General features: G+C 58.9%; 9 protein-coding genes. 2 read left to right on the forward strand and 7 right to left on the reverse strand.

What is annotated here, in order from left to right; translation table 11 throughout:
• Nucleotides 1-99 precede the first annotated feature (99 nt).
• The 4 genes from OQK_RS06050 to OQK_RS06065 form a co-directional block, all read right to left on the reverse strand.
• Nucleotides 100-402 (reverse strand): GIY-YIG nuclease family protein, encoded by a 303-nt coding sequence (locus OQK_RS06050; protein ID WP_016771575.1) that lies wholly within the window; start codon nucleotides 400-402, stop codon nucleotides 100-102.
• 40 nt (nucleotides 403-442) lie between these two features.
• Entirely contained in the window at nucleotides 443-913 is a 471-nt protein-coding gene (locus OQK_RS06055) for a nuclear transport factor 2 family protein (RefSeq protein WP_016771576.1), read from the reverse strand.
• 190 nt (nucleotides 914-1,103) lie between these two features.
• Entirely contained in the window at nucleotides 1,104-2,408 is a 1,305-nt protein-coding gene (locus tag OQK_RS06060) for a CynX/NimT family MFS transporter (RefSeq protein WP_016771577.1), read from the reverse strand.
• Nucleotides 2,398-3,057, reverse strand: a complete 660-nt coding sequence (locus OQK_RS06065) for a FadR/GntR family transcriptional regulator (RefSeq protein WP_016771578.1) — start codon at nucleotides 3,055-3,057, stop codon at nucleotides 2,398-2,400. The genes OQK_RS06060 and OQK_RS06065 overlap by 11 nt, the downstream gene beginning before the upstream one ends.
• 166 nt (nucleotides 3,058-3,223) lie before the next feature.
• Here OQK_RS06065 and OQK_RS06070 point away from each other — a divergent pair, with 166 nt between their 5' ends.
• Nucleotides 3,224-3,535: a type II toxin-antitoxin system MqsR family toxin gene (locus OQK_RS06070; RefSeq protein WP_016771579.1), complete on the forward strand. Its 312-nt coding sequence runs from the start codon at nucleotides 3,224-3,226 to the stop codon at nucleotides 3,533-3,535.
• Complete coding sequence (locus OQK_RS06075) at nucleotides 3,532-4,020, forward strand: type II toxin-antitoxin system MqsA family antitoxin (protein ID WP_016771580.1); 489 nt, start codon at nucleotides 3,532-3,534, stop codon at nucleotides 4,018-4,020. The genes OQK_RS06070 and OQK_RS06075 overlap by 4 nt, the downstream gene beginning before the upstream one ends.
• Nucleotides 4,021-4,071: 51 nt before the next feature.
• On the opposite strand, the gene OQK_RS06080 is transcribed toward OQK_RS06075, so the two are convergent.
• The 3 genes from OQK_RS06080 to OQK_RS06090 form a co-directional block, all read right to left on the reverse strand.
• Complete coding sequence (locus OQK_RS06080; RefSeq protein ID WP_016771581.1) at nucleotides 4,072-4,836, reverse strand: amino acid ABC transporter ATP-binding protein; 765 nt, start codon at nucleotides 4,834-4,836, stop codon at nucleotides 4,072-4,074.
• A 13-nt stretch (nucleotides 4,837-4,849) separates the two neighbouring features.
• Entirely contained in the window at nucleotides 4,850-5,944 is a 1,095-nt protein-coding gene (locus tag OQK_RS06085) for an amino acid ABC transporter permease (RefSeq protein ID WP_016771582.1), read from the reverse strand.
• Between the two features lie 10 nt (nucleotides 5,945-5,954).
• The coding region (locus tag OQK_RS06090; RefSeq protein WP_157221898.1) for an ABC transporter permease subunit at nucleotides 5,955-6,222 on the reverse strand (268 nt) is incomplete at its 5' end.

Genomic DNA, 6,222 nt, shown 5'->3' on the forward strand with positions numbered 1-6,222 from the left:
AATCAACTCGGACATGCTCGGCTCCGCCGCTCAGATAGTGAGCCCGCAGCTTAGCGTGCATTTGATTAGCAGCCTACAGATCTGCCTGATGGGAACCAATCAGTCAGATTGATAAGACGCCACCAAGCATTCCTTGGCGCTCTTGCGCAGCTTCTTGATCAGCCGTTCCTGGCGCAAAGCATCGCTTTTGTCGCGGCACAGTTCGGTGTAGACCAGCGCCATCGCCGGGCTGGAGAGAAAGAACCGCGCGCCCTTGCCGCTCTGGTGCTTGGCGAAACGCCGCACCGGGTCGTCGCTGATTCCGCAGTACAAGGCGCCATTGGCGGCACGCACGAGGTAGACGAACCAGGATTTGCTCACTGGCTCGGCAGCATCGACGGATTGTTCGCTAAGACTGGTCACTTCGGGATCTGAACGTGTAGGAAAACAGGCGGCGATCTTATCAGCGCCCGGCCTGAAATGCCTTCAGTCCCTTGCGCGCCTGGGCGCGGACGGCGTTGCGCACCAGCGGCGTCCAGCCCAGCAGCAGGCCTTTGAAACCAAGCGCCTGCCGCGACCAGCGCCACAGATCGAAGTGGTCGTGATGCTCGCAGATCTTGCCGTCACGGAAGACGAAGCGCGCCTTTATATCGTTGATGACGATGTTGCCGGTCTGGCTGAACAGGTACGTCGCCACCCAATGCGCGCCGCCGGTGCGCTCGTCGGCGCGGACGTTGTCGAAGGTCAGGGAGAAATCCTTGGCGCGGGTAGTCAGCATGCGCCACATGTCGCCGGCATCGCGCCCGCGCAACTCGCCGAAGGCCGGATCGCTGAAGACCACATCATCGGTGTAGCAGGCCGCCATGGCTTCGGCGTCAAGGCGCTGAAAGGCTTGGTAGAAGCGGGTGATCAGGGCGCTATGGGCTTCGCTCAAGGCAATCTCCAAAGAAAGATATACAGATTGCCAGCACCATAATCTGCCGCGCGCAGAAACACTATCGGCATTACGCAAAACCCTGGTGGGAGCGAGCCTGCTCGCGAAGGCAATTCAACATTCAACATCCATGTTGACTGAAACACTGTTTTTGCGAGCAGGCTCGCTCCCACATTTGCAACCAGTGCATTCAGAGCTTTTCGCTTTGCACCTGCACATACAGCGCACGCCCGGCACCCAGCCCGGCGAGGATTGCACCGGCGCCGATAATGCCGAAAATCCAGCCCAGCGCATTCCAGCCGCCGGTCCAGTCATGCACCACGCCCACGGCAAACGGCCCCATGGACGCCAGGGTGTAGCCAAAACCCTGGGACATGCTCGACAGATTCGCCGCGACATGGGAATCACGCGAGCGCAGTACGATCAGGGTCAGGGCCAGACTGAACGTACCGCCCTGCCCCAGGCCGAGTAGAATCGCCCAGCCCCACAGACCTTCGATCGGTGCGTACAGGCAGCCGAACAGGCCGGCCAGGGTCAGCGCCATGACCACGACGATCGCCAGACGCTGATCCTTGCCACGGGTCGCCAGCCACGGCGCGGCCAGCGAACTGGCCAGCTGAATGATCACCGAACCGGACAGCACCAATCCGGCCTGAGTCGGTGTCAGCCCGCGCCCGATGAGGATCGACGGCAACCAGCCAAACACGATGTAGGCCAGCGACGATTGCAGGCCCATGTACAAGGTCACCTGCCAGGCCAGCGGATCACGCAGCAACCCGCGCACGCGGTAGGCGACGTTGTGTGCGCCATGTTTGGAGCCGACTTGTGGCAGCCAGAAAACCGCCGCCACCAATGCCGGAATCACCCAGAAGCCCAGGCCCATCGCCCAGCTGTTGCCGAAGTGTTCAGTCAGCGGCACGGTCGAACCCGCCGCCATCGCTGCGCCCAGGCACAGCGCCATGGTGTAGACGCCGGTCATGGTCCCGGCGTGTTTGGCGAAGTCGCGCTTGACGATGCCCGGCAGCAGCACGCCGACGATGCCGATGCTGGCGCCGCCAAGGACGCTGCCGGCGAACAGGCCGATCTCGCCGAAATTGCTGCGCAGGATGATGCCGCCGGCCAGTGTCAGCAGAATCCCTAACACCACGCGCTCAGCACCAAACCGCCGCGCCAGAATCGGCGCCAGCGGTGCGAACAAGCCCAGGCACAGCACCGGCAACGTGGTCAGCAATCCCGCCTGCGCCGCAGACAGCCCGAGGCTCCTAGAGACCTCGCTAAGCAATGGCGCCATGCTCGACAACGCCGGGCGCAGGTTCAGCGCCACCAGAATCAACCCGAGCAGCAGCAACCATGGACGTTTCACCAACGGATGGCTTTGCTGCACCTGCTCGTCATCAGCCTCGGCATCGATCAGCAGCTCTTCAAGTTCGGGGGTGCGTTTCGACGCTGTGGATAACTCACTGCGGGACATGGTTTTCTCGGTTTCAAGGTTCATTGATCAACTGCCTCGACAAGGCTTTGGCCCGTTCCGGGTCGCGTTGCTCGACTGCATCGAGCAAGTCGATGTGCAGATCGAACACTTCCTGACGGCGCGGGGAGATATTCAGGGTCTGGCGCAATTGCGCGCCGACGATGCTGGAAAAGTAGCGATACAACTCGCTGAGGGTCGGGTTGTGCGCGGCGTCGACCAGTCGGCGATGGAACACCAGATCGCAGGCGATATAGGTGTCGAGATCGCCGTGGTAATGGCTGCCGCTGGTGCCGAGCGCTTCACGCAGCGCCGCCAGATCCTCATCGGTACGACGCAACGCCGCCAAGCCGATGGCCTCGACTTCAAGGATGTGCCGGGTCTCCCGGGCCTGCTCCAGCGAACAACGCGATAGCGCTTTAAGTGTGTCGAGCGGGTCGACCAGCGCACGAAGATAACTGCCGTCGCCTTGGCGAATTTCAATCAATCCTGAGAACGCCAGAACACGCATCGCCTCACGCACCGTGTTGCGGCTGATGCCCAGCTCGGCGCACAGCTCAGGCTCGGTCGGCAGACGCTCGCCGACCTGCCACGCACCGCTGTTGATGCGCTGACGCAGTTGATCCAAAGCCTGATCGACCAGGGATCGCTTGATCAAAGGGGAAATGTCGGACATGAACCTCACCTTTTCATCCAATCATAGGATGAATTTTCCGACATGTTAGTCAGACCCATGTAGGACGGCAACCACCTAGGGTCAATCGGAGACACATGAAGCGGCATTTTCGATTGGTCAAAATTACCCTTTAAGGGTAATTTCAGGAACAGGGTTTTGGCTTCTTATGGAAAAGTACACACCCCATTACGACTTGGCGGTGATCAAGTCTGAAGTGAGGCGACTGGGTCAAAACGCTTTCACCAAAACTTCAGTAAGGTCAGCTGAGAAGCTCGGCTTCAATGTCAGCGAAATGCAGGAGATTGTTTTCGAGCTACAAACCAAGATGTTGTACAAATCGATGACTACTTATGAGGATCATCGAATCTGGCAAGACGTGTATCACATCAATTCACGAGATCAGGAGATTTACATCAAGGTGACATACCGCCCCGGCGGCAGCCCACCGGTGATCTCCTTCAAGGAGAACAACCCATGAAAACCCAGCAATGTGTCAGCTGCGGTGCACGTGAGGGAATGAGGCATTTTCAGGGGCGTGGCGAAACCCTCAAAGTCAAAGGCATGGAGCGTCGTGTCGATAATCTTTCTGGCTGGGAATGCCAGAACTGCGGCGAGGTCGAATGGGACGCCGATACCGATAGCGCGGAACGTTATTGCAACGCAGGTGATGAGTTGGTCATCGCAGCCAGGAAAATGATCGGCGACGAGATGAAGCGGATTCGCCGCAAATTGCATCTGACGCAAAAAGAGACGGTGCAACTGCTATCTGGGGGTGGGCATAACGCATTCTCTCGCTACGAGCGCGGCGAAATCTTGCCGCCCAAGGCACTCATACTGCTGATGCGTTTATTGGATCGTTACCCATATTTGCTAACCGATGCAAAGACTCTCGGCGAAGGTGCAGATTTGAGAGGTTTCGAGCACATCGTCCACAAAGAACATGAATCCCTTTCGGTTTCCTGACCCCGAAAAAACAACCCGGCACATGGCCGGGTTGGTTTCACTCATCAACCATCAATGCAAAATCTGACTCAAGAACAACTTGGTCCGATCATTCTGCGGATTGTCGAAGAAATCGTTCGGCGCGGCCTGTTCAACGATTTCGCCCTTGTCCATGAAGATCACGCGGTTGGCCACGGTGCGGGCAAAGCCCATTTCGTGGGTCACGCAAAGCATGGTCATACCGTCTTCGGCCAGACCGATCATGGTGTCGAGAACCTCTTTCACCATTTCCGGATCGAGCGCTGAAGTCGGCTCGTCAAACAGCATGATTTTCGGCTTCATGCACAGGGCGCGGGCGATCGCCACACGCTGTTGCTGACCGCCGGACAGCTGCCCCGGATACTTGTGCGCCTGCTCCGGAATGCGTACGCGCTCCAGGTAATGCATGGCGATTTCTTCGGCCTTGCGCTTGGGCATCTTGCGCACCCACATCGGCGCCAGGGTGCAGTTCTGCAGAATGGTCAGGTGCGGGAACAGGTTGAAGTGCTGGAACACCATGCCGACTTCGCGACGGATCGCTTCGATCTGCTTGAGGTCGTTGGTCAGTTCCACGCCATCGACGACGATGCGCCCCTGCTGGTGTTCTTCCAGACGATTCAGGCAACGAATCGTGGTCGATTTACCGGAACCCGACGGGCCGCACAGGACGATGCGCTCGCCCTGTTTGACGTTGAGGTTGATGTCCTTGAGTACGTGAAACTGGCCGTACCACTTGTTCACGCCCTGCATCTGGATAATGCCTTCCGGACCCACAGGCTTTTTGATTGCTTCGCTCATTTACAGAGAACTCCTAACGCTTGTGGCCAGTGTCGAGCTTGCGTTCCAGATGCATGGAATAGCGCGACATACCAAAACAGAAAATCCAGAACACCAGGGCGGCGAACACGTAGCCTTCGGTGGCCATGCCCAGCCATTTCGGGTCGGCGGCGGCTTGCTTGACGCTGTTGAGCAGGTCAAACAGACCGATGATGATCACCAGGCTGGTGTCCTTGAACAGCGCAATGAACGTGTTGACGATGCCCGGGATCACCAGCTTCAGGGCTTGCGGCAGAATCACCAGGCCCATCGAACGCCAGTAACCGAGGCCCATCGCTGCAGCCGCTTCGTACTGCCCTTTGGGAATCGCTTGCAGACCACCGCGCACCACTTCGGCGACGTAGGCCGACTGGAACAGGATCACGCCGATCAGCGCCCGCAGCAGCTTGTCGAAGTTCATGCCTTCAGGCAGGAACAGCGGCAGCATTACCGACGACATGAACAGCACCGTGATCAACGGCACGCCGCGCCAGAACTCGATGAAGGTCACGCAGACCACACGAATCGCCGGCATGTTCGAACGTCGCCCCAGCGCCAGTACGATGCCCAGCGGCAATGCTCCGGCGATGCCGACGGTGGCGATCACCAGGGTCAGCATCAGGCCGCCCCACTGGCTGGTCGGCACGGTGGTCATTCCGAAACCGCCATGCAGCAAAGTGAAGGCAATGATCGGGTACAGCACCAGGAAGCTCAGGCCGTACACCGCTTTACGCGGCACGCGCGAGATGAACAGCGGTGCTGCGCCAATGACCGCCAGCCACACGGTCAGGTCGACGCGCCAGCGCAGTTCGGTCGGGTAATAGCCGTACATGAACTGGCCGAAGCGCTGCTGAATGAACACCCAGCAGGCGCCTTCCTTGGTGCAGTCGGCGCGGGTGGTGCCGACCCAGTTGGCATCGACGATCGCCCAGCTGAGGATCGGAGGCACAACCAGGTAGATCAGGTAGAACGCAAACAGCGTCAGCAGGGTGTTGAGCCAGCTGGAGAACATGTTTGCGCGCATCCACGCCACCACGCCGATACTGCTGTTCGGTGGAGGCATGTCGGGTTTGAAAGTATGAGTACTCATGCGCTTTTCCTTACCGCTCGATCAGCGCAATGCGCTTGTTGTACCAGTTCATCAGCAGGGAAATGCTGATACTGATCGCCAGGTACACGCTCATGGTGATGGCAATCACTTCGATGGCCTGCCCGGTCTGGTTGAGCACGGTGCCGGCGAACAGCGAAACCATTTCCGGGTAACCGATACCGGCCGCCAGCGAGGAGTTCTTCGCAAGGTTCAGGTATTGGCTGGTCAGCGGCGGAATGATCACGCGCAGGGCTTGCGGGATGATCACTTTGCGCAGG

Source organism: Pseudomonas sp. R62 (assembly GCF_000257605.1).
In the GTDB taxonomy this organism is placed as follows: domain Bacteria; phylum Pseudomonadota; class Gammaproteobacteria; order Pseudomonadales; family Pseudomonadaceae; genus Aquipseudomonas; species Aquipseudomonas atacamensis.

Coding starts and splice junctions, on each gene's coding strand:
- OQK_RS06060 (WP_016771577.1), bottom strand. CDS start 2,408: ATGAACCTTGAAACCGAGAAAACCATGTCCCGCAGTGAGTTATCCACA.
- OQK_RS06075 (WP_016771580.1), top strand. CDS start 3,532: ATGAAAACCCAGCAATGTGTCAGCTGCGGTGCACGTGAGGGAATGAGG.
- OQK_RS06070 (WP_016771579.1), top strand. CDS start 3,224: ATGGAAAAGTACACACCCCATTACGACTTGGCGGTGATCAAGTCTGAA.
- OQK_RS06080 (WP_016771581.1), bottom strand. CDS start 4,836: ATGAGCGAAGCAATCAAAAAGCCTGTGGGTCCGGAAGGCATTATCCAG.
- OQK_RS06065 (WP_016771578.1), bottom strand. CDS start 3,057: ATGTCCGACATTTCCCCTTTGATCAAGCGATCCCTGGTCGATCAGGCT.
- OQK_RS06085 (WP_016771582.1), bottom strand. CDS start 5,944: ATGAGTACTCATACTTTCAAACCCGACATGCCTCCACCGAACAGCAGT.